Source organism: Pseudomonas sp. P108 (assembly GCF_032613195.1).
Taxonomy (GTDB): domain Bacteria; phylum Pseudomonadota; class Gammaproteobacteria; order Pseudomonadales; family Pseudomonadaceae; genus Aquipseudomonas.
In genome coordinates, this window is sequence record NZ_CP126691.1 from 4,198,191 (window position 1) to 4,223,135 (window position 24,945).

Sequence of the window (24,945 nt, forward strand, 5' to 3'; positions counted from 1 at the left end):
AGGAACTGCCGTGAAGAAGTCGCTGTTGTTGATCCCGATGCTGGCTCTGCTGCTGCAAGGGTGTGGCATGACCATGACCCGCTACGAGCCGAGTTTCGAGAACGTTCAGAAGCTCAAGCAAACCCCGCCGCTGCATGCGATCAGCAATCCTCAGGTTACCGCCGAATCCGGTGAAGGTTCGCTGGTGGTGCGTGCCAATCCGGTTCGCTCACCGTCTGGCAGCATCCCGGCGCACATTCAGGACGCGATCACCGAAGAACTGCGCAAGGCCGGTCTGCTCGATCCGCAGGCTCAGCGTCAGTTGAAAGTGCTGGTGGTGAAGAACGAACTGTCCGCCGGCATGGGCACGGGCGACGGCAAACTGGCTGCTCGCTTCACCCTGCTCAATGGCAACGATGTGGTGTACGACGCGACCAAGAATGTCAGCAGCCAGTGGAGCAGCAGCTTCTTCGGTTTCATTGCGATCCCGAACGCGGTCAACGCTTACAACCCGATGGTGCGTGACCTGCTGAAGGAACTGTACAGCGATCCACAGTTCATTCAGGCCCTGAAGTAAGGGCAAAAAAAAGAGCCGCGATTGCGGCTCTTTTTTTTCGCTTCAAACCCGTGGAATACCGGTTTCGAGCGCCGAGTACTTCAGGTTTTTGTTATCAACCATTTGCTTGAGCAACGCATTGACCTGACGGGTAAAGGTGTCATTCACCGCGTCTTTAGGCGTGTTGGCCATCAGCGGAATGAACCAGATGCCGATCCAGGTGCCGATCGCATCGTGGTTGCTCGCGGTGGTCAGGGCCTGACCTTGGCCATCCAAGCCTTCCAGGCTCAAGGTGTACTGATCGGTGCCGTACGCCGGGATTACCATCATGCTGAAGCCGCTGATGAAGGCCAGCACCATGGAGCCTGCATTCGGCGGATGGTTGTACATTTTCAGACGCAGGCTGTAGTCGCCCGGCTGCTTCTGGAACTCGTCCAGAGTGACACGGCCGAACAGGCCCGAGTCAGTGAGGATTTTTTGCAGCTGTGGTTTCAGTTGATCACGTGCCTGCGGCACTTCCACGGCGGAACCACTTTTCGGCTCGCCCTGATAGAAATCGAAATCGACGTAGACGTTTGGCTTGTTGGCGTAGCTGGCCATCGACGGCATGGTCACCAGCGCCACTTCGTCTTTGGTGAAACTGGCACAACCGCCCAACGCAAGTACCAGCCCCAGCGCCAGAATTTTCCCGAATTGCATGATGTCCGTCCCTATGTGTACACGACCAAATGATGGCGTTGAGCCTTCATTGCGAAGGCCGGGCGGATTCTAGAGAGAGAGGCCTTCCAGCGAAAGCCTGAATTGGCGAAATCGGCAAAAAAATTGCTCAGCCCTGCCGCAAGTCGAGGATGTAGGTGTAATACCCGCTGTCGCGTACGTAACCGAGGGATTCGTACAAGCCTTGCGCCTTGAAGTTGTCCGTGGCGGTTTCCAGCACCAGGCCCTTGGCACCGGTCGCCAAGGCAAAGTCACGCGCAGTGTTCATCAACAGTCGGCCAACCCCGCGCCCACGGGCGGCGGGTGCAGTGAACAGGTCGCTGAGCAGCCAGGTGCGGTGGGCATCGATTGACGAGAATGTCGGATACAGCTGCACGAAACCCAGCGCTTCACCGTGTTCATCCTGAGCAAGAAAAATCGCCGATTCGCTGGCAGCCATGCGCTCAGCGATGAAGGTTCGCGATTGCACAAGGTTCGACGGCTGCTGGTAAAAACCTCGATAAGCGTCGAACAACGCCGCCACCGCATCCAGATGTGTCGCGTCGGCTCGCACGGCCTGAAGAGTCATACGCCCGCTCCATTTCCAATCAATGATCGAAACAGCATAGCGCTGCCCTTCGAGTATGCTGGCCTCCTCGCTATATAGTTTTGTATATTGCGAAACCAAAATCGCCAGAACCTTTCCATGCCGTCCAGCCAACCTGTGTGTCCATGAGTGCCATCCGCGTACGCAACGAGCAGTTGATCCTCGCCGCCGCCACCGAAGAATTCGCCGCCAACGGTTTCGACGCCACCCAGACTCGCGACATCGCGGCACGTGCCGGGGTGCCCAAGGCCAATCTGTATTACTACTTCCAGACCAAGGAAAACCTCTACGGCAAAGTACTGCTGGGTTTTGTCGAACCGCTGCTGGAAGCCTCAGCGGCGCTGCGTGAAAGCGATGATCCGCTGACGGGGCTGCGCGCCTACATTGCCGCGCGGATTCGGATTGCCCGCGAGCATCCGGCGATTGCCAAGGTGTTCAGCGGCGAATTGCTGCTGGGCGGTCGACAGTTGCCCGACGAGTGCCGAGATCTGTTGCAGGCCGAAGCGCGGCGCAATGTTGAATGCCTGCGCAGCTGGATCGAGCGCGGTTTGTTGGCACCGGTGGATCCGGAACATTTGATGCTGTTCATTTGGTCGGCGACGCGCACGTACACCAACATCGGCTGGCAGATGGGCCGGATCACGGGGCGCGAAGTGCCGCAGGATGAGGACTATCAAACGGCGGCGCAGACGATCACGCGGATGGTGCTGGAGGGCGTGGTCGTAGCGCCGCGAGTCGGCGAGATTCGTGGGGTTTTGTTTGCGACTTGAGGGAGGGCTGCTGCGCAGATCAGGGCATGAAGTCTACGGGGAGTTCCAGATGATCTTTCATGCGCTCGTTCCAGTCGTGCAAGGCGTTGGGTAGACGTTTTTTCCATTTCGCAGCGTTGGTGTAATAGCGCAGACGCGAGTGGCCGGTACTGTCGTAGGTCATCAGCAGCACCCAGAAATGGCCAGCGGTTGACCGCATCACGACGCCGGTACCGCCGAGGCCGCGCATCCACATCTCCCAGACCTGACTGCCCGGCACATCAGCGGAAGGCTCAGCGGTCATCAGGGAGCCGGACTTTTCCACCAGTGTCTGATAATCACCTTTGAGCAAGGTGTGCAGTGCCTGGGTCTCTTCCGGTGTTTGCGCCAGGCCCAGGCTGAGCATGTCGTAATCCAGCATCAGCGGTTGCTGCGAGGCGACAAAACGACCGGTGTAGTAGACGCCCAATCCGGCACTGCAATAGCCGCCTGCGCCCACGAGCGAAATATCCAGCACACCGTTGATGGGAGTGAACGACAGGGTGCACTCGTCTTCCGAGTAAACGGCCTTACCGTCCTTGAGTGTGGCGATGCCATCCAGATCACCGGAGTTGGCGCCCTCAGCTGCCGTAATGTCGATGCTGATGTGCGTAGCATCGCGGCGCTGGGTTATCACCGTCGCCGAGGTTGAAGTCCCCGGCGGAACAAGCTGCCAGGTCGCGTCCCAACTGAAGGGCTGGGTGGCGTGTTCAAGTTCGGTCAGGCGCATCAGGTACTGGCGGCGCAAACAGGCCGTCTGCTCACCACAGGCGTTGCGATTTTTCAGCCACTGCCGCTGGTCCGTCTTGAGAGCTTGGGCATCGGGGACATTAGCCAATGTCGAATGCCACAGCTTGCCCAGCGTCTCGTCGAGCAGCGAAATCTGCGGGTCACCACAAATGGCTTTTTCAGTTTTGCTGTTGGCCGTGGCGCAATCGAAACTGCTGGCTTGGGTAACAGAGGCAAACGCAACGGACATCAGCACCAAGGCATGACGCAGGGAGATGGCGAACATCGAGAGATTCCATTCTTCGGACGGCGCGCAGTATGCCAGTGCTGCTGCCGGAAATCCCCACTGTAGGAGTGAGCCTGCTCGCGATAGCGTTCTGTCAGACGATGCTGCGCCAACTGACACACTGCTATCGCGAGCAGGCTCACTCCTACAGGTTTTGTGTGGGTTGTCAGAACGTGATGTCGGCTGCGGGTATGACGTCGATCCGCGCCACGGAGCCGGTCAGGTGCGCCAGATCCTTGTTGTGTTCGGCGATGATGTCTTCGGCGCTCATGTTGCCGTTGTCGACCGTGGAATGCGCGTCGGCCACAAGCACCACGTCATAACCCAGTTGATGGGCCTGACGCACGGTGGCGTTGATGCAGTAATCGGTTTGCAGACCACAGATGACCAGTTTTTCGAAATCTTCGCTCGGCAGCAGTTTGCGCAAGTCTGTCTGGTAGAACGAATCCGGCGTGGTCTTGCGTACGCGCAAGTCCTCAGGCGATGTCTCAAGCCCTTCGGCCAGTTGCCAGCCTTCGGCGCCAAGGGCCAACGGGCTGTCCTTTTCTTCATGCTGGATCAGCACCACTGGCACACCTGACTTGCGCGCCCGGGTGCTGAGACCGTTGATGGTGTCGATCACCCGGTGAATGTCATGGCACTGATATTCGCCCGAGCAGAGGGCGCGCTGGACGTCGATGATCAGTAATGCGGTGGTCATGATGAGCCTTCCTTGATCAGTCCTTGAGACAGGGGCGGACGTGAGCCCGCCCCCTTTTTACGCCCCTCAGTAACCCAGTGACAAGCCGGTGTTGCGGCGCGGATCATTGGCGCCGTAGAAACGGTTTTTGCCAACGGGCTTACCGCCCAGCGAAGGTGCCCCCACCAGAATCGCGGCGATGTGGTTGGCGTCCTGCGGGCCGGCGAACTTGTGGCCCCAGCTCTCGAGAATCTTGCGCGTATCGGGGCTGGCGGCGAAGTCCTCGAGGTTGGTTTCCTCCGGCATCCACTGCTGATGGAAGCGTGGCGCATCGACCGCTTCCTGAAGGCCCATGCCGTAGTCGATGACGTTGAGCATGGTCAGCAAAGTCGCCGTGATAATGCGGCTGCCACCCGGTGTGCCAACCACCATCACCACTTTGCCGTCCTTGGTGACGATGGTCGGGCTCATCGATGACAGCGGTGCCTTGCCCGGCGCTATCGCATTGGCTTCGCCCTGCACCAGACCGTACATGTTCGGCACGCCGACCTTGGAGGTGAAGTCGTCCATTTCATCGTTGAGGATTACCCCGGTCTTGCTCGCCATCACGCCCGCGCCGAACCAGTCGTTGAGGGTGTAAGTCACCGACACGGCATTGCCCCACTTGTCGACGATCGAATAGTGGGTGGTGTTGCTGCCTTCATGGGGCGCTACGCCGGGCTTGAGTTCAGCCGACACGCCGGCCTTGTTCGGTTGGATAGCGTCGCGCAGTTTGGTCGCGTAGTTCTTGTCCAGCAGGTGCTCGATCGGGTTTTTGACGAAATCCGGATCGCCGAGGTAGCTGTTGCGATCGACATAGGCGTGGCGCATCGCTTCAATCTGATAGTGCATACCCTGAGCCGAATGGAAGCCCAGATCCTTCATCGGATAGCCTTCGAGGATGTTCATGATCTGGCAGATCACCACGCCGCCGGAGCTTGGCGGTGGCGCCGAGACCACATGATAACCACGGTAGTCACACTCCACCGGCGCCAGTTCGCGGGTCTTGTATTTGTCGAGGTCGGCCTGGGTGATGATGCCTTTGTTGGCCTGACTGGAGGTCACGATGGCATCGGCGACCCAGCCTTTATAGAAGCCGTCGGCGCCTTTATCGGAAATGCTCCGCAGGGTTTTGCCGAGGTCCTTCTGCACCAGTTTCTGCCCGACCTGCATCGGCTCGCCGTTGTGCAGGAAGATCGCGCCGGAATCGCGCATGTCCTTCTTGAACACGTCGGTGGCGTACTCCAGCAACTCGACGTCACCCTGCTCCAGCGCAAAGCCGTCTTCCGCCAGTTTGATCGCCGGGGCAATCATCTCCTTGCGCGGCTTGGTCCCGTATTTGCTCAGCGCCAGTTCCATGCCAGAGACCGTGCCGGGCACACCCACCGCCAAATGGCCACGGGTGCTCAAGTCGGGAATGACGTTGCCTTCCTTGTCGAGGTACATGTTGGCCGTCGCCGCCAACGGGGCCTTTTCGCGGAAATCGAGGAAGGTCTTGCGCCCGTCCGCCAATTGAATGGTCATGAAGCCGCCACCGCCGAGGTTGCCTGCTGCGGGATACACCACCGCCAGCGCGTAACCCACGGCGACTGCCGCATCGACGGCATTACCGCCACTTTTCAGTACGTCGATACCCACATGGGTGGCCAGATGTTGCGCGGTGACCACCATGCCGTTTTCGGCGGCAACCGGTGCGACTGACGCCGCGTGAGCCATGAGACAGCTGAGTGCCAGTGAGGTCGCTATCAGCGATTTGGCCAAAGGTTCGTACTTCATGAGTCGATCTCTTTTTTTGTTTTCAGGGTCTGTGCAAAACAGAGCGGGGAACGCTTCAAGAGCACCAAGCAGTATGGTCGGCTTTGCGTATTGCGCCTCCCCGATCAGGCAGTATGCTGGGCACTGTTGCTGTCCTGATCCGGAGTCTGCCGTCATGCCCTATACGTTCATCACCCTGCCCTCGCCCGTCGGTGAGCTGAAGCTGGTCGCGAACGGCTCACGACTGGCGGCCATCCTCTGGGAAAACGACAAACCGAACCGCGTGCGCCTCGGACCGATGAGCGAGGCACGCGACAATCCGATCCTGATTCGAACGGCTCGACAACTTGAAGAATATTTTTCCGGGACGCGTGACTGTTTTGATCTGGAACTGGATTTCGCTGGCACCGACTTTCAGAAAAAGGTCTGGGCGGCGCTGCTGACCATTCCATTTGGCGAGACGCGGACCTACAGCCAGATTGCCGAACAGATCGGCAACCCCAGCGCCGTGCGGGCAGTGGGAGCCGCCAACGGACGCAACCCGATTTCCATCGTCGCGCCGTGTCATCGGGTGATCGGCGCCTCGGGGAAGCTGACCGGGTTTGCCGGTGGGCTGGAGGCGAAAGAGCGCTTGCTGACCCTTGAAGGTGGCGACTGGTTGCAGATTGGCAAAACCGGGGATTTGTTTTAGTCAGTTAATACGAATCAAGAGATCGCAGCCTTCGGCAGCTCCTACCTTGGAATGCGTTTTCCTGTAGGAGCTGCCGAAGGCTGCGATCTTTTGATTTATCAGTTAAACAAGTTATTCATCGCCGCATACTGCAACAGCATGATGGTCTTGGCGTCGCAGATCTCACCGCGCTGAAACGCTGCCAACGCTTCGTCGAAGCTCCACTCCAGCACTTCCAGTTCTTCGGTTTCTTCTTCCAGACCGCCACCGTCGCTGACCTTCGATGCAGCGTCGTATTCGGCAATGAAAAAATGCAGCTTCTCGGTCACCGAACCGGGACTCATGTAGGCCTCGAACACCTTCTTCACATCGTGCACGCGATAACCGGTTTCCTCCTCAGCTTCATCGCGAATCCGTTGCTCCGGCGCCGCGCCTTCGAGCAACCCGGCCGCCACCTCAATCAGCAAACCATCATGACCATTGACGAACACCGGTAAACGGAACTGCCGGGTCAGCACCACCGTGCGCTGCTCGCGGTTGAACAACAGAATCGCAGCGCCATTGCCGCGGTCGTAAACCTCACGGGTCTGACGCTGCCACTCGCCATTGTTGCGGTGATAGTCGAAGGTGATTTTCTTCAGCAGATACCAGTCATGGGACAACACCTGAGTGTCGACGATGTTGACCCGCTCGGCTGTGTTGGACATGACGCTTGATCCTGTTTCCTGAGTAAGCCGCCATGGTCGAATAATTGCGCGAACAAAAAAAGCCCGGCAGCGCTACCGGGCTTCTTTATTTGCAACTAACGAGCGATGAGCGATTGCATGTCATCGACATCCTGCCCAACGGGACGAACGCCCTGAATCAACGGCCCATAACGCCTGCTGAACTCCCAGCTGTACGGCACACGATCCTTGCTGGTGCCGTTGTCCCAGTTCACCGACCAGGTCATCAAACCTTTAATCGACAGCCCCTTGATCGCCAGACGCTTGAGGACATTCCCGACCACGGTTTTGTCGATCACATAACCGGTGGCCGCCGCATCGTTGTTGGCCGGCAGGCCGATGACGAACTTGTCCGCCGGGATCCGCGTGAAGCCGCGAGTGCCGGTCACCAGACTTTCGGTCAGGTAGTAAAGGAAATCCTCCTTCAGCGCATCGTTGTTCTGCGCAATCCAAGCACCCGCGCCATTGTTGGCTTCGGGCACCCAGACCCCGTCACCGCCCTGATTGTAGAACTGCGGGGCGATAAAGTCGTAGTAGCCTTCCAGTGCCTGCAGGTAGCTCACGTAGTTGCCGGTACTGGTCAGATACGGGAACTCCGGGGCCATGCTGATGATGAAGTGTTTGCCCTGGCCTGCGTAGTGATCCTTGACCCGTTTCAGCGCGGCCGGCAGGACGGTCTTGTTGGCAGCGAAATCAATCGCGCTCTGTTCAAGATCGATGTCCAGTCCATCGAAGCCATAGGTTTCCACCAGGCGGATGATTTCGTTGGCCAGCGGCTCTTCCTGACCGCTGCGCAATTCGATGTGCGCATCGGCACCGCCGAGGGAGATCAGCACGGCCCGACCCTGACTGTTGAGCACGCCGACCTGGCGGCGGAACTCGGCATCGGACACGTTGAACGGCTTGAAGGTCGGAATGCCGCTGCCCTTCATGAAGGCCACTGCAACGACGTTGTACTCCTTGGGCACTTCCTCCAGCGAGAGACTGGCAAAGCGGCCCTGGCGATAACCATCGCTCGCCCCCGCTGGCCAGTTGTGCCAGAAGCCCATGAGGATCTTTTTGCCGGCAATGCTCGGCATCAGCGAAGCGGCATCGCTCGCCGGGTTTTGCATTAAAGAAAAGTCGATATTTGACATGTTCTAATCCTTCAGAACGTGTGGGTTTGACGACGCAGCGCCGTTATTTGAAGTCGACGTCGAAGGCCTGATAGAAGGCGTTACCGGTGTTGGCAACGATCCACATCAGCACGATCACGTGATGGCCCCTCTTGTTGGCTGGCAGTTTCACCGCGTGATTGACCTTGGCCTTCAGCTCATTCGGATAGCTGTAATAAGGCACCTGAGTGTAGAAGTCCTCGAAAAACGGTTGCGCCTCCAGTTGCGCGCGGCTGATGCGTTGTTTCGGGTCCCAGCCATCCTTGGTGATCAGCCAGCGGTAGCCCCGGGTGGTGTGCGGCGCGGTGTATTCCCACTTGATTTCGAGGGTCTGCCCCGGCGTGACATTGAGCAGCGGCCAGGTAAACGGGCGAGCGAGTTTCTTGCTCATCTCTTCATTGGTGAAGTTCACGCAATCGCGGGCATCGTTCTTGCCGCCGCTGAGAATGTAGCCGTCGGCCGGTGGCGTGACACTGTCCGAGTCGCTCTGGTAAGGGGCCGGAAACGGCCCCGCTGCCAGTGCCGGGAAATTCTTCCCGCCTTCCATTTCGTTGACCTGCCAGGCGCCGAGCAATCCTTGCTCGATCGCCACCGCACCGCGGCTTGCAGGGGAGATGACACGACCGTGTCGCAGTTGGGTTTGTGCTTGTGGTTGATTCATGTTTTTCACTCCGTTGATTTAAGAACTCTCCTTTCCGAGGAGAGGCCTTCAAGCTAACGGAGACGAATTTTTTGTCCATCGGCGGTTTTGTCGCAGTCGACGGCCTCAAGACGTAAAAACACTGAAAATACTGGATGTATATACAGTCAATTACGATAACGCCCACCCGAGATGACGCCAAAAGATTACACGCCAATGCTGCAAAAACTGCCATTCAGTACTCACGGTAACTGTGCCTTGAACTCCTTTTCGTACTGCCCGGCAAGCTGTTCTTTCTGTTTCTCGTTGAGCAATTTTCCGGCCATCTGGAAGAACTTCTGCTCTTCTTCCTTTAAATGATGATGAACCTTGTCCGACAGCTTCTTCGCGGTTGCCAACCACGCCGGACTGGACATCTCGGTCTCGTCGAGTTCTTCCATCATCTCGTCCATTTCATGGTGTTCAGCGATGGCATGGCGACTCAGATCGACACCGTCATCAAGCTCCATCAGCGGAATGTAGAAATGGCGCTCTTCAGCAGTTTCATGAGCCTGGAGTTCTGCCTTGAGCTGTTTGTAAGCTTCGACCCGTTCCGGCGTATCGCCGCTGGTTTCGATCAGGGTTTTGGCGTAGCTACGCTGGCGGTCATGGCTTTCGCGAAGGGCTTCGAAAATATTCATGGGGGATCCTCATCAACCGCGTGCTGGAATGACGCTGTAAAGGCTAGACCCCGACGCGAGAGCGGCAGTTCCACCGGGTTGCGGCAGGGCTTGGAAGACAGGCGCCGGGCAGGATAGGCTGCGGGTTCAAACTACAAGGAAGTCACGTATGAATTTGCGCATCGAGCTGTCACAAAACCCGAGCGAAGAAGAACGCACAGCCATCCTCGCGCCGCTGCGTGCGCACAACGTTGCCAAAGCCGGACCGTCGACCTTCGAGCCGATCGCTCTGTTAGTGCGTGATGAACACGACGCGATCCTCGGAGGTTTGTATGCCCACACGTTCTATCGTTGGCTGTTCATTGAGTTATTGGCCGTGCCGGAACAGGGTCGCGGCAAAGGTATCGGCTCGCAGTTGATGCAGAGGGCGGAAGATCTGGCACGGGAAAAAGACTGCGTTGGCATCTGGCTCGACACCTTCTCCTTCCAGGCTCCGGAGTTTTACAAGAAGCTTGGATTCAGCGAATGCGGAGAGATTCTGGATTACCCCTTGGGGCATAAGCGGCATTTCTTCCAGAAGCGACTGATTGGTTGAATGTTGCGGCCCCTTCGCGAGCAGGCTCGCTCCCACATTGGAACGCATTGCAAAATGTGGGAGCGAGCCTGCTCCGGGCGGCGTTCCGACGAAGGTGGCAGCCGCTTCAGCGCATGATCAGAGGCAGGTCGCTAAAGCCGCCAACCGGCGCTTGGCGACAAAGTCATCCTTCTGCGCGTAGTAATTCAGCGTCGTGCCCGAAGCTTCAGTGATCACGTCGACAAACGACTCCGCCGAACGGGTATACACCGTCGTACCGCCCGATTTGCGCGGTTCCAGATACGCCGCCGCATCGACGCCGAATACCGCCTCGTCCTGCCAGCCGAACTGCACACACTGCGCCACGACTTTTTCGGCTTTGTCCGAAGTCAGTACTTTATAGGGGGTTTTGGTGCGAGCATCGTCCATCACCGAGCCCGCGCAACCGGCCAGCAGTGTCGCCGCCAGCGCTACCATCAGAATTCGCATTGCGTTCGCTCATTCAGAAAAAAGCGGACTGTATCACCGCAGCAGCAGAAATCGTTCTGCTTTACTGCATTTATAGCGCGACACGCGCAGGCCGCTGCGGCAACCTAAGGTCATCAGCCTCACAAGGAAAACACATGGCGCCTACCGACCAGCGACATGAACATGCCCTGAAAGTGTTTCTCGACGCGCGTCCCGAACTGCGCGAAACCCTCGACCACCTCAACCCGTTGCTGGCCCAGGCCAAAGGCGAAACGCAGGCGCAGTATCGTGAAGAACGACTGCATGAAGCGTTTGAGGCCGAGGCGGAAAGTCTCGGTCTGTTCGCCTGGGAGTTGACCTTGCAACTGACCGCTGATTCGCCTGAGGAGTATCAGGCGCAGCGTCTGGAAGTTCACCGTGAAGTCGCAGAAATGGCCGGTATGGATTGGCTGGAATATTGCGATCTGTATGGCATAGAACCGTAACCACCGCGAAAGGACACCGCCACTCATGCTGCCATCCGCCTCGACTCACCGCGCCAGCCCCGGCCATCTGCACACGCAGAAGTGGCGCGGGCGGGTGGGTCTGGCACTGGTGGCCAGCCTCTCGGTACTGGCCGGAATGACCGACGCCATCGGCTTTATGGCCAGCGGCGACTTCGTCTCGTTCATGAGCGGCAACACCACTCGACTCGCTGTGGCGATCAGTGATGGCGATGTCGGGCTGACCGCACGTCTGGTGATTCTCGTCGCAACTTTCGTTGTCGGTAATGCTTTGGGTGTTGTAGTTGCGCGCTTGGGTGGGCGCCGGGCGCTGCCGCTGCTGCTGTGTATCGCTACCCTGCTGTGCGCGGCGGCGGTCTGGCCATTCGACACGCAACTGCCGGCGCTGATGGCGGCAATTATTGCGATGGGCATGCTCAATGCGGCGGTCGAAGAGGTAAACGGCTTGCCGGTCGGGCTCACTTACGTGACTGGCGCATTGTCGCGATTCGGCCGTGGATTGGGTCGCTGGATGCTTGGCGAACGGCGCAGCGGCTGGCGGGTGCAACTGGTGCCATGGAGCGGGATGTTTATCGGCGCGATTCTGGGGGCGGTGCTGGAACATCATCTGGGGCTCAAAGCGATGTTCGTCAGCGGGTTGCTGGCCGCGATGATCGGGCTGCTCTCCCTGAAAATCCCGCGGCGCTGGCAGTTGGGTTACATGCCTCGCTAATCAACGCCTTCCCCGGTTTCCCTGTAGGAGCTGTCGAGTGAAACGAGGCTGCGATCTGTTGATCTTGTTTTTCAGAATCAAGATCAACAGATCGCAGCGTGCCGCAGCTCCTACAGAGATCGTGCTTCCCTGTAAGCGCTGCGATCCTTTGCGGTCTGCAATGCTTTATCATGGCCGCAGTTTTGCTGATCGAGTCCGTCATGAAGTTCGCCATTGCGCTGTTTTCCGCCGCCCATGCGCCCTCCTCGCGCCGCGCCCTGCTGTTTGCGCAGGCCGCGCTGGCCGGTGGGCATGAGATTGTCCGGCTGTTTTTCTATCAGGACGGCGTCTATAACGCTTCCGATGCGGTGGTCACCCCGCAGGACGAACTGGACCTGCCCAAACAATGGCGCACGTTCATCAGCGAGCAGAAGCTGGATGGCGTGGTGTGTATCGCCGCCGCCCTGCGCCGTGGCGTGTTGAACGCTGAAGAGGCCAATCGTTATCAACGTGAAGCGATTTCGGTCAGCGCGCCGTGGGAATTGTCCGGCCTCGGTCAGTTGCATGACGCAGTGCAAGATGCTGACCGCTTGATCTGCTTCGGAGGTGCGTGAGATGGCCAAGTCCCTGTTGATCATCAGCCGCCAATCGCCATGGTCAGGCCCCGGTGCCCGCGAAGCGCTGGACATCGTGCTGGCCGGCGGCGCCTTTGATCTACCGATCGGTTTGCTGTTTCTCGATGACGGCGTGCTGCAACTCAGCGCCGGGCAAAACGCCAAGGCCCTGCAGCAGAAAGACCTCAGCGCCAACCTGCAGGCGCTGCCGATGTTTGGTGTAGAAGAGCTGTTCTATTGCGCTGAGAGCGCCATCACTCGCGGTCTCGACAACTTGTCGCTGGACGAAGCACAGCCGCTGGCCGCCGAGCAAATCACCGCCCTTATTGACCGTTACGACCAGGTGATCACCCTCTGATGTCGACTTTGCATGTGTTGTCTCATTCCCCTTTTGGCGACGATCGTCTGACCAGTTGCCTGCGCCTGATCGGCAGTACTGATGCTCTGTTGCTGTCCGGCGACGCGGTCTATGCGTTGCAAGCGGGCACTGCGCCGTTTAGCGCACTGCAAAGCCGCCAGATCAAATTGTTCGTTCTGGCCGAGGATGCACAGGCGCGCGCCATCGAAGTGCCGGACTGGGCCGAAGCCATCGATTACCCGGCCTTCGTCGAGCTGTCGATCCACCACGACAAGGTCAACAGCTGGTTATGAAGGCCATGACCGTCGGCGCCCGCGCCATCGAAATGGACAAGGACGGCTTCCTCGTCGACCTGAGTGACTGGTCGGCTGATGTCGCCAGTGCGCTCGCCGCCGCCGAAGACATCGAGTTGACGCCCGAGCACTGGGAAGTCCTCGAACTGCTGCGCAGCTTCTACGAAGAATTCCAGCTGTCCCCGGCCACCCGGCCGCTGATCAAGTACACCGCGTTGAAACTCGGCCCGGACAAAGGCAACAGCCTGCACCTGAACCGACTGTTCAAAGGCACCCCTGCCAAACTCGCCGCGAAACTGGCGGGCCTGCCCAAACCGACGAATTGCTTATGACCGACTTTCCAGCGCTGACTCTCGAAACGCCCACCGAGCATCCCTTCGCCCAGTTCGTGCGCATCCTCGGCAAAGGCAAACGTGGCGCTCGCGACCTGACGCGCGAAGAAGCCCGGGAAGCCATGGGCATGGTGCTCGACGACAAGGTTGAGGACACCCAGCTCGGCGCGTTCCTGATGTTGCTACGACACAAGGAAGAAAGCGCCGAGGAAATGGCCGGCTTCACCGAAGCCTTGCGCGCACGTTTGCAGGCACCCACGTTGAACGTCGATCTGGACTGGCCGACTTACGCCGGCAAGAAGCGCCATCTGCCGTGGTATCTGCTGGCGGCGAAGTGTCTGGCACAGAACGGTGTGCGCATCTTTATGCACGGCGGCGGCGCTCATACCGCCGGGCGTCTGTACAGCGAGCAGCTGCTCGGTGAGTTGAACATCCCGTTGTGCCGCACCTGGCAGCAGGTCGGCACAGCACTGGACAACGGCGGACTGGCATTCATGCCGCTGGTGGACTGGGCGCCGCAGTTGCAGAACATGATCGACCTGCGCAACACCTTGGGCCTGCGTTCGCCGATTCATTCCCTGGCGCGGATTCTCAATCCGCTGGGCGCACGCTGCGGCCTGCAAAGCATCTTCCACCCCGGCTATCAGGCGGTGCATCGCGATGCCAGCGGTCTGCTCGGCGACACGGCGATAGTGGTCAAGGGCGATGGCGGCGAAATCGAAATCAACCCGGATGCCGACAGCCACCTCTACGGCACCACCGGCGGCGAAAGGTGGGACGAGGAATGGCCACAATTGTCGGCGCAACGCCACGTCAAACCGGCGACCCTGGACGTTGAACATCTGAAAGCCGTGTGGCGTGGTGAGGTGGTCGACAGTTACCCGCAAATGGCCCTGATTGCGACCATGGCCCTGGCCTTGCGCGGCCTCGGCCAACCCCGCGAACAAGCCTTCGCCACCGCCGAGCAATACTGGACTGCGCGGAACAAATCGATTTAACCGATCATTCGCGCCCGATCTTTGCGCTTTTTGTTCGAACTCATCGGAATAGACTCGGCTCCAACGAATATTGGTTTACGGAGTCTTGATCATGGGTTTACTCGTCGATGGCCGCTGGCAGGACAAGTGGTACGAAAGCAGCAAGGACGGCGCGTTTCAGCGCGAACAGGCCAAACGCCGTAACTGGGTCACCGCCGATGGCCAGCCCGGCCCGAGCGGCGAAGGCGGTTTTGCCGCTGAAGCCGGGCGCTACCACCTCTACGTTTCGCTAGCCTGTCCGTGGGCGCACCGCACGCTGATCCTGCGCAAGCTCAAAGGTCTGGAAAGTCTGATCGACGTTTCGGTGGTCAGTTGGCTGATGCTGGAAAACGGCTGGACCTTCGACACGGCGCTCGGCTCAACCGGCGACAAGCTCGACGGCTTCGACTTCATGCACCAGCGCTATACCGCCGACACGGCCGATTACACCGGCCGCGTTACTGTGCCGGTGCTGTGGGACAAAAAACTGAAGCGCATCGTCAGCAATGAATCAGCGGAAATCATCCGCATGTTCAACAGCGCGTTCGATAATCTGACCGGCAACGATCTGGATTTCTACCCGGCGCCCTTACGCGCTGAAATCGACGCGTTGAACGATCGAATCTATCCGGCCGTGAACAACGGCGTGTACCGCGCTGGTTTCGCTACGTCGCAACAGGCTTACGAAGAAGCGTTCGATGAGGTGTTTGCCGAGCTGGATCATCTGGAGCGGGTGCTGGGCGCCAATCGCTACTTGTCGGGTGAGTACCTGACCGAAGCCGATATCCGCTTGTTCACTACAATGATTCGGTTTGACGCGGTGTATCACGGGCACTTCAAGTGCAACCTGCGGCGAATTGCCGATTACCCGAATCTGTCGAACTGGCTTCGTGAGGTGTATCAGTTGCCGGGGATTGCCGAGACGGTGGATTTCCAGCACATCAAGAATCACTACTACGGCAGTCACAAGACGATCAATCCGACGGGGGTTGTGCCGAAGGGGCCGGAGCAGGATTTCACAGCGGCCCATGATCGGGCGCGGTTGAGCGGCAAAGGGGTTTGGCGCCGGGGCTGAGATCTGCATCGTTTTTGAAGACCTCTTCGCGAGCAGGCTCGCTCCCACAGGGGATTTGTGCACGACACAGATCCAATGTGGGAGCGAGCCTGCTCGCGAATGGGGCGACTCGGTTTTCAGACTTGCGCCTGAGCCCCTTCGAACCAAGCCAGCTTCTCGCGCAGTTGCACCACTTCACCAACGATCACCAGTGTCGGCGCATGCACTTCATGCTCCGCCACCAATCGTGGCAGATCGGCCAGCGTGCCGGTAAAGACCCGCTGATTGACCGTCGTACCCTGCTGAATCAACGCCGCCGGGGTATCCGCTGAACGACCATGTTTGATCAGTTGTTCGCAAATGACCGGCAAGCCGACCAGACCCATATAGAACACCAGCGTCTGCGCCGGGGCGACAAGGTCGGCCCATGGCAGATCGGTGGAACCGTCCTTCAAATGCCCGGTGACAAAACGCACCGACTGCGCGTAATCACGATGGGTCAACGGAATCCCGGCATACGCCGCACAACCGCTGGCCGCTGTGATACCTGGCACGACCTGAAAGGGAATGCCATGAGCGGCCAGCTCTTCGATTTCTTCGCCGCCACGGCCGAAGATGAACGGATCGCCGCCCTTCAACCGCACCACGCGCTTGCCGGCCTTGGCCAGATCGACCAGTTGCTGGTTGATCTGATCCTGCGGCACGGCGTGATCAGACCGACGCTTGCCAACGTAGACCCGCTCGGCATCACGACGACACAGCTCAAGAATCGCAGGTGCAACCAAACGGTCGTAGAGCACCACGTCGGCTTGCTGCATCAAGCGCAAAGCCTTGAAGGTCAGCAGATCCGGATCGCCCGGACCGGCGCCAACCAGATACACCTCGCCAGTCGTGACCATGGCTTCGCCATCGATCTTGGCTTGCAGCAGACGCTCGGCCTCGGCGCCCTGTCCGGCCAGTTGGCGATCGGCAATCGGCCCCTGAAACACGTCTTCCCAGAAACCACGACGCTGCTGCACATCCGGAAACAGGCTTTTCACCTGATTGCGGAAACGCGCGGCGAGTCCGGCCAACTGACCGTAAGTCGACGGAATCCAGGTTTCGATCTTGGCGCGAATCAACCGCGCCAGCACCGGCGCATCGCCGCCGCTGGACACGGCAATGATCAGCGGCGAGCGATCGACGATCGCCGGGAAGATCACGCTGCACAAGGCAGGCGCATCGACCACGTTGACCGGCACGCAGCGCTTGTGAGCATCGGTGGAAACTTGTGCGTTCAGCGTCTCATCGTCGGTGGCGGCAATGATCAGCCCGCAACCGTCCAGATCCGCCTCAACGTAACCGCGCAACAGGCATTCACCGCCAGAGGCAGTAACCAGTTCACGCAGTTGCGTTTCGATTTCAGGTGCGACCACCCGCAGTAGCGCACCGGCATCGGCCAGCAGGCGGGATTTGCGCAAGGCAATTTCCCCCCCACCGACGACCAACACACGACTGCCGCGCAGGTTGTGAAACAGCGGCAGATATTTCATTTAGCCGATGACCTCAAGGCCACCCATGTACGGCTTCAGCACGTCCGGCACACGGATCGAACCGTCGGCCTGCTGGTAGTTTTCCAGCACGGCCACCAGAGTACGGCCAACCGCCAGACCGGAACCGTTCAAGGTGTGCACCAACTCAGGCTTGCCGGTTTCCGGGTTGCGGAAACGCGCTTGCATACGACGGGCCTGGAAGTCGCCGCAGTTCGAGCACGACGAGATTTCGCGGTACTTGTCCTGGCTCGGGATCCACACTTCGAGGTCATAAGTCTTGACTGCGCTGAAGCCCATGTCGCCGGTGCACAGCGCCAGCGTGCGGTAAGGCAGGCCGAGCAGTTGCAGGACTTTTTCGGCGTTGGCGGTCAGGCCTTCCAGCGCTTCCATCGAGCTCGACGGCTCAACGATCTGCACCATTTCAACCTTGTCGAACTGGTGCTGACGAATCATGCCGCGAGTGTCACGACCCGATGCGCCGGCTTCACTGCGGAAGCACGGAGTATGGGCAACGAACTTGATCGGCAGCAGTTTCGAGTCGACGATTTCGCCGGCAACGATGTTGGTCAGCGACACTTCGGCAGTCGGGATCAAGTACAGATCGGCTTCGCCTTCGCGAGCGATCTTGAACAGGTCTTCTTCGAACTTCGGCAGTTGACCGGTGCCTTGCAGCGCCGGGGCCTGAACCAGATAAGGCGTGTAGGCCTCTTCGTAGCCGTGCTCGTTGACGTGCAGGTTGATCATGAACTGTGCCAGTGCGCGATGCAGACGGGCGATCGGGCCACGCAACAGGGCGAAACGCGCGCCGGACAGTTTGGCGGCGGTTTCAAAGTCCAGCCAGCCGAACTTCTCGCCCAGCGCCACGTGGTCTTTCACTTCGAAATCGAATGCAGTCGGCGTGCCCCAACGGCGCACTTCGACGTTGTCGTCTTCGTCTTTGCCGACCGGCACGGATTCGTGTGGCAGGTTCGGGATGCCGAGCAGGATCGAATCCAGTTCGGTCTGGATTGCGTCCAGTTCGACTTTACCGGCGCTCAGTTCGCCCGCCATGCGCTCGACGTCCGCCATCAACGGCGCGATGTCTTCGCCGCGCTGCTTGGCCTGACCGATGGATTTGGAACGCGCGTTACGCTCAGCCTGCAGTGCTTCGGTGCGGGTCTGGACGGTCTTGCGCTGTTCTTCCAGCGCTTCGATGCGCGCGGTATCCAGGGCAAAGCCACGGGAAGCCAGGCGGTCCGCTACGTCCTGAAGGTTGCTACGTAACAGTTTGGAATCGAGCATGTCGGTTTCTCGTTATCAAAGTTTGGTCAAAGACAGGCCAGCCCACGTCGCGAGCAGCCCGCCGAATACGCTGAGTGCCGCATAGCCCAGGGCCAGCGGCACTTGCCCGCTTTCCAGCAGGCGCACCGTATCCAGTGAAAAGGATGAAAAAGTCGTCAGCCCCCCGAGGAAGCCGACCATCAACCCGGCACGCACCTCGATCGGCACCTCCGGGCGTATCAAAAACAGGCCGTACAACACGCCAATCAACAGACAGCCCACGATATTAACGGCCAGCGTCGCGGTATAGAAGTGCCGCGGCCAATTGGCGTTGACCCAATTACCGGTGGCGAAGCGCAACAACGTGCCGGCGACACCGCCGACGGAGACCGCAACAATCAATGGAAGCACTATTTTCTCCGCTGCCGAGGGCTTAAACGGTCGAGTTGGGCGAGGTGGTTGAGCTTCTCGCCGATCTTCAATTCCAGGCCGCGCGGCACCGGTTGGTAGAACGGAATCGGTTCGAGCTCTTCCGGGAAATAGTCTTCGCCGGCGGCGTAAGCGTCCGGCTCATCATGGGCGTAGCGGTATTCGTCACCGTAGCCCAATTGTTTCATCAGTTTGGTCGGTGCGTTGCGCAAGTGCAGCGGCACTTCCAGCGAGCCGTTTTCAGCAGCGGCACGCAGAGCGGTTTTGAAGCCCATGTACACCGCATTGCTTTTCGGCGCGCAGGCAAGATAAGTAATGGCCTGGGCCACGGCCAACTCGCCTTCCGGACTGCCGAGGCGTTCCTGCACCTCCCACGCCGCGAGGCACAGGCTGAGGGCGCGCGGGTCGGCGTTGCCGATGTCTTCACTGGCCATGCGCACCACACGGCGGGCCAGGTACAGCGGATCGCAACCACCGTCGATCATCCGCGCAAACCAATACAGCGCGCCGTCGGGGTTGGAGCCGCGTACCGACTTGTGCAGCGCCGAGATCTGGTCGTAGAACGCTTCGCCACCCTTGTCGAAACGTCGACGAGTATCGCCGAGCAGGCTTTGCAGCAGCTCGGTGCCGATTTCGCTGTTGTCTTCAGCAAGATCCGAGGCGTTTTCCAGCAGATTGAGCAGACGTCGGCCATCGCCATCGGCGGCGGACAGCAGCATTTGGAAGCCTTCGTCGTTAAGCGTCAGGTTGCGCTTGCCCAGCCCACGCTCTTCAGTGAGTGCGCGATGCACCAGTTTGCGCAGCGCCGCTTCGTCGAGGCTTTTCAGCACGTAGACGCGGGCCCGCGACAACAGAGCGTTGTTGAGCTCGAACGAAGGGTTTTCGGTGGTGGCGCCGATGAAGATCAGCGTGCCGTCTTCAACGTACGGCAGGAACGCGTCCTGCTGGGATTTGTTGAAACGGTGCACTTCATCGACGAACAGAATCGTGCGCTTGCCGTACTGGCCGGCCTGCTGCTTGGCGATTTCAACGGCCTGACGGATCTCCTTGACCCCGGCGAGCACCGCCGAGACCGTTTCGAAGTGCGCATCGGAGACTTCCGCGAGCAATCGTGCAAGGGTGGTTTTACCCACGCCCGGCGGGCCCCAGAAGATCATCGAATGCAGGGCACCCTGCTCCAGCGCCTCACGCAGAGGCTTGCCGCGAGCGAGCACGTGCTCCTGACCGACGTACTCATCCAGATTGGTCGCACGCAAACGCGCGGCCAGTGGCTGGGCAATCGGTGCACTGCGAAACAGATCCTTCACGTAGCGTTGAAACCTCTATTTGAATCGGTTGCCGATCATGCTTTTGATTTTGTAGGAGTGAGCCTGCTCGCGATTCGATTTGTCAGTCACAACTGCATCGTCTGACCCACCGCTATCGCGAGCAGGCTCACTCCTACAAGGTTTCGTGTTTATTCCTGGATCACGTCAGCACCCTTGGGGATGTCGAACTTGAACTTGGACGGCGACACCGGCTCGTTGGCCTTGACCCCGGTAAACAGGATGTTGGTGCGCTGGCCGACGCTGTCGATCAGTTGCATATCGTTAAGCAGACCGTTGCGGAACGACAGACGCAGGTTGTCGAACAGGGTGTCCTTGGTTTTCGGCTTGAGGGTGAAGTCGATCACGCCGCCCGCCTCTTTCGCGCTGATGTCGAAGCTCTGGCTGATCTTTGACACATCACCGGACAGCAGCAGCGCCGGGGTCTGGGTCAGACGCTCGTCGAGTTTCTTGATGGTCGCCTGTTCCAGATCCGGGTCCCACAGGGTGACTTTCTTGCCGTCGGAGACCATGGTCTGCTCGGCCGGCGCATTGGTGTGCCAGTAAAACAGGCCCGGACGCTGCAGGGTCATGTTGCCGGTGGTTTCCTGCAACTGCGTGCCGCTGCCGTCGAGGGTCAGCTGCGAGAAGTTTGCGCTCAGGGTCTTGGATGTTTCCAGCAATTGGGTCAGACGCGCCACGTCCTTGTCATCGGCGTGGGCCGTGAGAGTGGTCAGCGCCAGTACTGGCAGCAGCATGCGGATAAGACGCATGGGAGTCCTCTTGAATACTCGTTGGGAGAGCGGCGGCACATCATTGTCCCGCCTCTTGCGTTTGCAATCAGTCGCGTACCGGGCCCGGGGCCAGGACTTCACGAGAACCGTTGGTGTTCATCGAGGTGACGACCCCGGCCATTTCCATGGCTTCGATCATCCGTGCGGCACGGTTGTAGCCGATCTTCAGCTTGCGCTGTACAGCTGAAATCGAGGCACGACGGCTTTCCAGCACGAACTGTACAGCTTCGTCGTACAGCGCGTCGGCTTCCGGATCATCGCCATCGCCGCCACCGCTGCTGCCTTCAAAACCGCTGCCGGCTTCTTCGACACCATTGAGAATGTCGTCGTTGTATTCCGGTGCGCCGCGCAGTTTCCACGCTTCGACCACCCGGTGTACTTCATCGTCGGATACGAATGCACCGTGAACCCGAATCGGCAGGCTGGTGCCCGGCGGCATGTAGAGCATGTCACCGTGGCCGAGCAGTTGTTCAGCACCACCCTGATCGATGATGGTGCGGGAGTCGATCTTGCTCGACACCTGGAACGCCATACGCGTCGGAATGTTGGCCTTGATCAGACCGGTGATCACGTCCACCGAAGGCCGCTGGGTCGCGAGGATCAAGTGAATACCGGCAGCACGGGCCTTCTGGGCGATACGGGCGATCAGTTCTTCAACCTTCTTGCCGACAATCATCATCATGTCAGCGAATTCGTCGACCACTACAACGATGGTCGGCAGCTTTTGCAGCAATGGTGCTTCGTCGTGAATGCTTTCACGCTTGTACAGCGGATCGCTCAACGGCTCGCCGGCGTCCTGGGCCTCCTTGACCTTGGCGTTGAAGCCGGACAGGTTACGCACGCCCATCTTCGCCATCAGCTTGTAACGGCGCTCCATCTCGGCAACGCTCCAGCGCAGGGCGTTGGCAGCGTCCTTCATGTCGGTCACAACCGGGCACAGCAAATGCGGAATGCCTTCGTAGATCGACAGTTCCAGCATTTTCGGGTCGATCATGATCAGCTTGGCGTCTTCCGGGCCGGACTTGAACAGGATCGACAGGATCATCGCGTTCACACCCACCGACTTACCGGAACCGGTCGTACCGGCCACCAGCAAGTGCGGCATCTTCGCCAGGTCAGTGATTACCGGTTTACCACCGATATCGTGACCGAGTGCCAGGGTGACCGGCGATTTGAAGTTGTCGTACTCAGGCGTCGACAGCACTTCGGAGAAGCGCACGATCTGCCGGTCTTCGTTGGGAATCTCGATACCGACGGTGGTCTTGCCCGGAATCACCTCGACCACACGTACGCTGGTCACGGCCAGCGAACGCGCAAGGTCTTTCGCCAGGTTGGCGATGCGGCTGACTTTGACGCCGGCGGCAGGCTGGATTTCGTAACGGGTAATCACCGGGCCAGGATGGATCGAATCCACCGTGACTTCGACGCCGAACTCCTTGAGCTTGATCTCGAGCAAATGGCCGACTGCCGCCAGGGATTCCGGTGAGTAATTGAGTTGTTTCTTTTCCGCAGGATCGAGAATCGAGATCGGCGGCAACGTGCCTTCCACGGCGCTGTCGACGAATAACGGCACCTGTTTCTCTTTCTGCACGCGTTTGCTTGGCTCAGGCGCTTTGGCTGGAGCTGGCGCAATGACCGGCGGAACTTGTTTCTCGCGATCGGACATGTGCTTGCTCAGGGCTTGCTCACGTTCGATCAGGCGTTCTTTGACTTTGGCCTGCTCACGCTTGTCGGTGACCGTCGGCGCGACCACGTCATGCACGCGATCATCGACTTCACGCAGTTGCGCAACCAGTTGTTTGCGTTCGGTACGTGCCGACCACCAGCGATTGAGCGCGCCCTGGAACAGCTCGAACAGGTCGAGAGTGATCTTGCCGGTGATGTCCATCACCTTGAACCACGACAGGTCAGTGAACACCGTCAGGCCGAACAGGAACAACGCAATGAACAGCAGCGTGCTGCCCTGAATGTTCAGCGCGTTTTTCGCCAGATTGCCGAGGCTTTCGCCCAACGCGCCACCGGCCCCCGCTGGCAGACCCGACGCTGCATGGAAATGCAGATGTGCCAGCGCCGCGCCGGACAGCACCAGAAACACCAAACCGATCAGGCGCCAGGAAAACAGCCAGCCGCTCCACTGCCACGGCTCGTGGCGCTGGCGAAAGATCTGGTAGGCCTTGATCGCCAGCAGCAACGGGAAGATATAAGCGAAATAACCCAGCACCATGAACAGAATGTCAGCGCTGTAGGAGCCCGCCGGGCCGCCGAAATTCTGTACATCGTCGATCTTGCTGTTGTGGCTCCAGCCCGGATCGTCCTTGCCGTAGGTCAGCAAAGCCATCATCAGGAACAGGCACAAGGCGCCAATGGCGATCAATGCACCTTCCTTGAGCCGGTAGTGCAATTGTTGGCGCCAGAGCGGAACGACTGTTTTTGGTGCTTCGGTGGATTTCTTCAAAACGCTTCTTTTCCTGCGCCCGAGGCGCGTCCATCTATTGAATGACGATAAAAAACTGCCCAATCCAGGCAGGTAAAAAAGTGAACGAGCGCAACTGAGACTACTTTTAACACTGTGCTGCCGGTTTTATAAACACAGCCATGAATACAGCGCACCGCGAATATTCTGTAACAGCCCGGCATTGTACGGGTTTGTGCGTCCGATGCCATGCTTCAAACCCCAGGATCAAGCATAGTCAAGCACACAAGACCTGTGAGCCAATTTGAGCATGCATTACCTTTTGTGACAAAGGCTTATGAGGGGTATTTGATGAACGTAGCGAAGCATTCACGCCTGATCATCCTCGGCTCCGGCCCGGCCGGTTACAGCGCTGCCGTGTATGCCGCCCGCGCCAACCTCAAACCCGTGGTGATTACCGGCCTGCAGGCCGGTGGCCAGCTCACCACCACCGTCGAGGTCGACAACTGGCCCGGCGACGTCGAAGGCCTCACTGGCCCGGTGTTGATGGAGCGCATGCAGAAGCACGCCGAACGCTTTGCCACAGAGATCGTTTACGACCACATCCACACCGCCAAGTTGCAGCAGCGCCCGTTCGAGCTTGTCGGTGACAGCGGCACTTACACCTGCGATGCGCTGATCATCGCCACCGGCGCCTCGGCGCAATACCTGGGGCTGCCTTCGGAAGAAGCCTTCGCCGGCAAAGGGGTTTCTGCCTGCGCGACCTGTGACGGCTTTTTCTATCGCAATCAGGTGGTCGCCGTGGTCGGCGGCGGCAATACGGCGGTTGAGGAAGCACTGTACCTGTCGAACATCGCCAAGGAGGTGCACCTGATCCATCGCCGCGACAAACTGCGTTCGGAGAAAATCCTCCAGGACAAACTGTTCGAGAAAGCCGCCAACGGCAACGTGCGCCTGCACTGGAATCAGAATCTCGACGAAGTGCTGGGCGATGCCAGCGGCGTCACCGGTGCGCGACTGCGCGACAGCCACACCGGCGAAACCCGCGAACTGGCACTGGCCGGCGTCTTCATCGCCATTGGCCACAAACCCAACACCGACCTGTTTCAAGGCCAGTTGTCGATGCGCGACGGCTATTTGCAGGTCAAGGGCGGCAGTGACGGCGACGCGACCTCCACCGGGATTCCCGGGGTGTTTGCCGCCGGCGACGTGGCCGACCACGTTTATCGTCAGGCGGTGACGTCGGCAGGCGCCGGCTGCATGGCCGCGCTCGATGCCGAGAAGTATCTGGACGACATTCCTGTCATTTAACGGCACACTTTATTGCGGGCCGAACAGCCCGCACCAC

General features: G+C 59.2%; 29 protein-coding genes. 13 read left to right on the plus strand and 16 right to left on the minus strand.

Annotated elements, in window-relative coordinates:
• Positions 1-10 precede the first annotated feature (10 nt).
• Positions 11-556 carry a hypothetical protein gene (locus QOM10_RS18390; RefSeq protein ID WP_007908120.1) on the plus strand — a complete coding sequence of 182 codons (546 nt, stop codon included), beginning with the start codon at positions 11-13 and terminating at the stop codon, positions 554-556.
• 42 nt (positions 557-598) lie between these two features.
• Here QOM10_RS18390 and QOM10_RS18395 read toward each other — a convergent pair whose 3' ends face one another.
• Complete coding sequence (locus QOM10_RS18395) at positions 599-1,234, minus strand: hypothetical protein (RefSeq protein WP_316916713.1); 636 nt, start codon at positions 1,232-1,234, stop codon at positions 599-601.
• Positions 1,235-1,361: 127 nt separating this feature from the next.
• Entirely contained in the window at positions 1,362-1,820 is a 459-nt protein-coding gene (locus QOM10_RS18400; RefSeq protein WP_316916714.1) for a GNAT family N-acetyltransferase, read from the minus strand.
• A 143-nt stretch (positions 1,821-1,963) separates the two neighbouring features.
• On the opposite strand from QOM10_RS18400, the gene QOM10_RS18405 reads away from it, so the two are divergent.
• Positions 1,964-2,608, plus strand: a complete 645-nt coding sequence (locus QOM10_RS18405; RefSeq protein WP_127928888.1) for a TetR/AcrR family transcriptional regulator — start codon at positions 1,964-1,966, stop codon at positions 2,606-2,608.
• A gap of 19 nt (positions 2,609-2,627) precedes the next feature.
• Here QOM10_RS18405 and QOM10_RS18410 read toward each other — a convergent pair whose 3' ends face one another.
• The 3 genes from QOM10_RS18410 to ggt all read right to left on the minus strand — a co-directional run bounded on the left by QOM10_RS18410 (position 2,628) and on the right by ggt (position 6,135).
• A complete protein-coding gene (locus QOM10_RS18410) occupies positions 2,628-3,641 on the minus strand; it encodes a hypothetical protein (RefSeq protein WP_316916715.1) in 1,014 nt (337 codons plus the stop codon).
• 166 nt (positions 3,642-3,807) lie between these two features.
• Positions 3,808-4,341, minus strand: a complete 534-nt coding sequence (locus QOM10_RS18415; RefSeq protein ID WP_150775039.1) for a cysteine hydrolase family protein — start codon at positions 4,339-4,341, stop codon at positions 3,808-3,810.
• A gap of 66 nt (positions 4,342-4,407) precedes the next feature.
• Positions 4,408-6,135, minus strand: coding sequence for a gamma-glutamyltransferase (ggt, locus tag QOM10_RS18420; protein WP_316916716.1), 1,728 nt, complete (start codon positions 6,133-6,135; stop codon positions 4,408-4,410).
• A gap of 154 nt (positions 6,136-6,289) precedes the next feature.
• Between ggt and QOM10_RS18425 the strand changes: the two genes are divergently transcribed.
• The gene (locus QOM10_RS18425) at positions 6,290-6,805 is read left to right on the plus strand and encodes a methylated-DNA--[protein]-cysteine S-methyltransferase (RefSeq protein ID WP_316916717.1); all 516 of its coding nucleotides are present in this window, start codon (positions 6,290-6,292) and stop codon (positions 6,803-6,805) included.
• Positions 6,806-6,903: 98 nt separating this feature from the next.
• Here the strand turns inward: QOM10_RS18425 and QOM10_RS18430 are convergent, their stop codons facing one another.
• The 4 genes from QOM10_RS18430 to QOM10_RS18445 form a co-directional block, all read right to left on the minus strand.
• Entirely contained in the window at positions 6,904-7,491 is a 588-nt protein-coding gene (locus QOM10_RS18430) for an NUDIX domain-containing protein (RefSeq protein ID WP_160040946.1), read from the minus strand.
• 95 nt (positions 7,492-7,586) lie between these two features.
• Positions 7,587-8,645 (minus strand): chitinase, encoded by a 1,059-nt coding sequence (locus tag QOM10_RS18435; protein WP_316916718.1) that lies wholly within the window; start codon positions 8,643-8,645, stop codon positions 7,587-7,589.
• Positions 8,646-8,688: 43 nt separating this feature from the next.
• The gene (locus tag QOM10_RS18440; protein ID WP_127928902.1) at positions 8,689-9,324 is read right to left on the minus strand and encodes a lytic polysaccharide monooxygenase auxiliary activity family 9 protein; all 636 of its coding nucleotides are present in this window, start codon (positions 9,322-9,324) and stop codon (positions 8,689-8,691) included.
• Between the two features lie 221 nt (positions 9,325-9,545).
• Positions 9,546-9,983, minus strand: coding sequence for a hemerythrin domain-containing protein (locus QOM10_RS18445; RefSeq protein ID WP_127928904.1), 438 nt, complete (start codon positions 9,981-9,983; stop codon positions 9,546-9,548).
• A gap of 148 nt (positions 9,984-10,131) precedes the next feature.
• Between QOM10_RS18445 and QOM10_RS18450 the strand changes: the two genes are divergently transcribed.
• The gene (locus QOM10_RS18450) at positions 10,132-10,557 is read left to right on the plus strand and encodes a GNAT family N-acetyltransferase (protein WP_127928906.1); all 426 of its coding nucleotides are present in this window, start codon (positions 10,132-10,134) and stop codon (positions 10,555-10,557) included.
• A 117-nt stretch (positions 10,558-10,674) separates the two neighbouring features.
• On the opposite strand, the gene QOM10_RS18455 is transcribed toward QOM10_RS18450, so the two are convergent.
• Complete coding sequence (locus tag QOM10_RS18455; protein WP_127928908.1) at positions 10,675-11,025, minus strand: hypothetical protein; 351 nt, start codon at positions 11,023-11,025, stop codon at positions 10,675-10,677.
• 134 nt (positions 11,026-11,159) lie between these two features.
• On the opposite strand from QOM10_RS18455, the gene QOM10_RS18460 reads away from it, so the two are divergent.
• The 8 genes from QOM10_RS18460 (at position 11,160) to QOM10_RS18495 (ending at position 15,886) form a co-directional block, all read left to right on the plus strand.
• Positions 11,160-11,489 (plus strand): DUF6388 family protein, encoded by a 330-nt coding sequence (locus QOM10_RS18460; RefSeq protein ID WP_016987055.1) that lies wholly within the window; start codon positions 11,160-11,162, stop codon positions 11,487-11,489.
• A gap of 25 nt (positions 11,490-11,514) precedes the next feature.
• The gene (locus QOM10_RS18465; RefSeq protein WP_316916719.1) at positions 11,515-12,219 is read left to right on the plus strand and encodes a YoaK family protein; all 705 of its coding nucleotides are present in this window, start codon (positions 11,515-11,517) and stop codon (positions 12,217-12,219) included.
• 200 nt (positions 12,220-12,419) lie between these two features.
• Positions 12,420-12,812 (plus strand): sulfurtransferase complex subunit TusD, encoded by a 393-nt coding sequence (gene tusD / locus QOM10_RS18470; protein WP_316916720.1) that lies wholly within the window; start codon positions 12,420-12,422, stop codon positions 12,810-12,812.
• 1 nt (position 12,813) lies between these two features.
• On the plus strand, positions 12,814-13,170 hold the full coding sequence (gene tusC / locus QOM10_RS18475) for a sulfurtransferase complex subunit TusC (protein WP_127928914.1): 357 nt from the start codon (positions 12,814-12,816) through the stop codon (positions 13,168-13,170).
• Positions 13,170-13,463, plus strand: coding sequence for a sulfurtransferase complex subunit TusB (tusB, locus tag QOM10_RS18480; protein WP_127928916.1), 294 nt, complete (start codon positions 13,170-13,172; stop codon positions 13,461-13,463). The genes tusC and tusB overlap by 1 nt, the downstream gene beginning before the upstream one ends.
• On the plus strand, positions 13,460-13,795 hold the full coding sequence (locus QOM10_RS18485) for a TusE/DsrC/DsvC family sulfur relay protein (protein WP_316916721.1): 336 nt from the start codon (positions 13,460-13,462) through the stop codon (positions 13,793-13,795). Before tusB ends, QOM10_RS18485 begins: the two co-directional genes overlap by 4 nt.
• The gene (locus QOM10_RS18490) at positions 13,792-14,793 is read left to right on the plus strand and encodes a glycosyl transferase family protein (RefSeq protein WP_316916722.1); all 1,002 of its coding nucleotides are present in this window, start codon (positions 13,792-13,794) and stop codon (positions 14,791-14,793) included. Before QOM10_RS18485 ends, QOM10_RS18490 begins: the two co-directional genes overlap by 4 nt.
• 91 nt (positions 14,794-14,884) lie before the next feature.
• Positions 14,885-15,886 (plus strand): glutathione S-transferase family protein, encoded by a 1,002-nt coding sequence (locus QOM10_RS18495; protein ID WP_127928923.1) that lies wholly within the window; start codon positions 14,885-14,887, stop codon positions 15,884-15,886.
• Positions 15,887-16,002: 116 nt separating this feature from the next.
• On the opposite strand, the gene cysG is transcribed toward QOM10_RS18495, so the two are convergent.
• The 6 genes from cysG to QOM10_RS18525 form a co-directional block, all read right to left on the minus strand.
• A complete protein-coding gene (gene cysG, locus QOM10_RS18500) occupies positions 16,003-17,397 on the minus strand; it encodes a siroheme synthase CysG (RefSeq protein WP_127928925.1) in 1,395 nt (464 codons plus the stop codon).
• Positions 17,398-18,678 carry a serine--tRNA ligase gene (gene serS, locus QOM10_RS18505; protein ID WP_160040960.1) on the minus strand — a complete coding sequence of 427 codons (1,281 nt, stop codon included), beginning with the start codon at positions 18,676-18,678 and terminating at the stop codon, positions 17,398-17,400.
• A 15-nt stretch (positions 18,679-18,693) separates the two neighbouring features.
• The gene (gene crcB, locus QOM10_RS18510) at positions 18,694-19,068 is read right to left on the minus strand and encodes a fluoride efflux transporter CrcB (protein ID WP_064390665.1); all 375 of its coding nucleotides are present in this window, start codon (positions 19,066-19,068) and stop codon (positions 18,694-18,696) included.
• Entirely contained in the window at positions 19,068-20,393 is a 1,326-nt protein-coding gene (locus QOM10_RS18515) for a replication-associated recombination protein A (RefSeq protein WP_316916723.1), read from the minus strand. Before QOM10_RS18515 ends, crcB begins: the two co-directional genes overlap by 1 nt.
• A gap of 149 nt (positions 20,394-20,542) precedes the next feature.
• Complete coding sequence (gene lolA / locus QOM10_RS18520; protein WP_127928929.1) at positions 20,543-21,163, minus strand: outer membrane lipoprotein chaperone LolA; 621 nt, start codon at positions 21,161-21,163, stop codon at positions 20,543-20,545.
• Between the two features lie 67 nt (positions 21,164-21,230).
• Positions 21,231-23,639, minus strand: coding sequence for a DNA translocase FtsK (locus QOM10_RS18525; protein WP_034155142.1), 2,409 nt, complete (start codon positions 23,637-23,639; stop codon positions 21,231-21,233).
• A 309-nt stretch (positions 23,640-23,948) separates the two neighbouring features.
• Here QOM10_RS18525 and trxB point away from each other — a divergent pair, with 309 nt between their 5' ends.
• On the plus strand, positions 23,949-24,908 hold the full coding sequence (gene trxB / locus QOM10_RS18530) for a thioredoxin-disulfide reductase (RefSeq protein WP_127928931.1): 960 nt from the start codon (positions 23,949-23,951) through the stop codon (positions 24,906-24,908).
• Positions 24,909-24,945 lie beyond the last annotated feature (37 nt).